This is a genomic window from Methanoculleus sp. SDB (assembly GCA_001412355.1).
Classification (GTDB): Archaea; Halobacteriota; Methanomicrobia; order Methanomicrobiales; family Methanomicrobiaceae; genus LKUD01.
Map to the genome: position 1 here is coordinate 1 of LKUD01000011.1, position 2,842 is coordinate 2,842.

General features: G+C 56.0%; 1 protein-coding gene and 3 pseudogenes. All 4 read left to right on the forward strand.

What is annotated here, in order from left to right; all coding sequences use genetic code 11:
- Window positions 1-380 (forward strand): annotated as a pseudogene (locus APR53_07300).
- Window positions 381-543: 163 nt separating this feature from the next.
- Window positions 544-870: pseudogene (locus tag APR53_07305) on the forward strand.
- A gap of 288 nt (window positions 871-1,158) precedes the next feature.
- Window positions 1,159-1,716, forward strand: coding sequence for a hypothetical protein (locus tag APR53_07310; protein KQC05535.1), 558 nt, complete (start codon window positions 1,159-1,161; stop codon window positions 1,714-1,716).
- A gap of 857 nt (window positions 1,717-2,573) precedes the next feature.
- Window positions 2,574-2,842 (forward strand): annotated as a pseudogene (locus tag APR53_07315).

Here is a 2,842-nt window from a genome sequence, read left to right on the forward strand (position 1 = left end):
TGGCGTTCCTGACCGAGCTGATCTCCTCGATCGTCGCGTACCTGCCCAACGTCGCTGCATTCCTCATCATCCTGATCGCGGGATTCATCCTTATCGACTACTTCGCCGATTTCATGATGGGCTGGGGCCAGGCGCAGAAGGTCGAGCTCATCAAACCGATCACGCTCGTCCTGCGGGTCTTCTTCTACTTCATCGTGGTCATGCTCGCGCTGACGCAGCTTCTCATCGACCTGACCCTCATTTATATCTTCATTACCCCCGTCGCCTGGGGCGTCGGCCTCGGCCTCGGTGCGGCGATTGCGATTATCGTGGGATTCGGCCTGAAGGACAAGGCCCCGGACATCATGGAATCCCTGATGAGCGAAGTGAAGAAGCAATAATCACTTCTTTTTTTCCACCATCATATCCAACTATTTAAAGAAGAAACAACTCTTGAAACTATCCGATATCCAGTGATTCCAATGCTCGTTTGGGCATATATGGTTGAAGAAAATCCAGCTCAAAGGCCATGATTCGAAGATTAATACGGAAAATGGGTGGAATATGACGATACAGCGGACAGATCGCTACCGCGGGTGCCTGCTTGGCCTTGCTGCCGGCGACGCGCTCGGCACGACTCTCGAGTTCCGCCCGCCCGGAACATTTTCTCCCCTTCGCACGATGCAGGGCGGGGGCCCGTTCCACCTGCAGCCGGGCGAATGGACCGACGACACCTCGCTTGCCCTCTGCCTCGCAGAAAGCCTGATCGAGAAGCAGGGATTCGATCCCGCCGACCAGCTGGAGCGCTACTGCCGGTGGTGGAAGGACGGGCACCTGAGCAGCACCGGCCGGTGCTTCGATATCGGCACCACGACGGCTGCAGCGCTCGGATAGTTTTTAAAGACCCGGGATCCCTCCGCCGGCCAGACCGGCCCAGCCCGTCGCAGGGGCGAGGTCGGTGTCCGCCATGATCCCGGCGGCCACCGCGCACCGAAGGCGGCGACGTCCGGGATGGTCGTGCGGTTGGTGTGGTGCGAGTGAATCTGTGGAGTTTCGGAACCGGTTGAATCTGCCGGTGTTCCGGAACCGTTTGAGTAGAGGGGGGATTCCTTTTTCTTCTCACGTCCCATGATTGTTTGGAGCTCCCCGATGTCTGATACTCCACAATCACCCTGTCCGATGAGAACACGAATCCTCCCCGCACTTGTCGTACTCGCCGTGCTGCTGCTGGGTGCCGGGTGCATCGGATCTTCTCCCGCTCCGCCCGAAACCGGCCCCGGGACAGCAGTCGCGTCAGGCACTCCGACGAATCCTCCTCAGGAAAACTGTACATTCGACTACCTGATCAGGAATACCGGAATGCACGTCATCAGCGGAGATTCCTGCTATTTAAGGGCCCATACGCCGATGGATTTCCTTGCGGACCTGCGCATGCATCCTCATCAGCCGGTCATGGTCGGCGAGGTGCCTGACGGCTGGATCACGCTCGAGGATGCGGAGCTGCTGATGCAAGAGATCGATTCCGACGAGCCTGCGGCCCCCGTCGTTTCGCCGATAAGTTCGTACTGGCCGTTCAACCAGACCTCCACGGTCGGCAACGAAGCACTCTTCCTTCTGGAGGGGTACCGGACCGGGAGGTATCCCCCGGCCCTCTGTTCCCTGTATTATTTCCACCCGAACAGGACCGAGGTGCGATCGTGGTGGAATACCTCCGGGAAGCAGGGCCGTATCGATTGACGGGATGCAATCCGGATGATCCGGAATGCGATTCCCGATCTGCGGACGTATCCTTCCGATGCATTGCCGCCCCGGCCGGTCAGGGTGAAACACGCCCCTGAAGGCCGGTATAGTGCGTTCATTCAGGAGGGTTTCGGGCTTTCCGATCCTGTCGGCCCGGTGTTATTTCGTGAGCAATGACCGCACATTCAGGTTGACCGGCATGGTCAATTCGAGTATCATGGTCCTGCCACAGGATTTTTCCCCTCAGCGGTGCGGATAATAAAAATCCCCTCATCAAATCCTGCTCGAAATATTGTGTATCGTAACCGGATGGTCGCCCGGGAGCCGTTCTGCCGGATCCTGATCGGGAAGTTATAACATTTCTGCGGATATCCGGCACACATCTTTCGTGGCGTATTCCTGTCCGTCGAAAACATACTTCAGGGAATGCCGGTGCCGGTGAACTGCCCGCCTGAATGGATGCAGGCGCTCGGACGGTGGTTTTCGGCAGAGTTCGGTGCCGGTGCGGGTGGTTTGATGGGCGGCGTGGTGGCGGTGGTCGTGCGGTTTTTGTGGGGCGGGTGAAGGGCCAGCGGATCTCGGCAAAAAAACTATTCTTGCCCACATGGATATGGTGCTAAGGTACGGTGTCGTGTGAAACCAACAGGAAAAGGAAACCAAACCTGGAAGAAAATATCAGGGCAGTACTGTAGCATTTGTGGAATTCTTCTTCCCGATGATTATAATCGTGCAGTATGGGATACCAACCGAAAAAGGATGTCCCGGTGCTAGGGACTCCTCGATGAACTAAGGGAGGGGGAACTATTCGAATAATCACACGAATCCCGGAGGGGGATAAGCAGAGACAATTGGATTTGACAGCCGATCAGTGGGTGAAACTGGAAGAACCCGGGAATATTCTGACAGCCATGCTTGCATCAATTCCCTTCATGGCACTCAATGCCACGATCACATTGTTGATCGCAGCTATGTTCGTGCCGGTCTCTTTCAAATATTTTGGAATAGTCGGAACCACGTTTTCGTTTCGGATAGAACTGATTCCCCTGTTGTTCGGCGTACTTGGAATACTGGTCGCCCATGAACTGATCCATTTACTCTGTATTCCGGACTTTATCCATTCAGA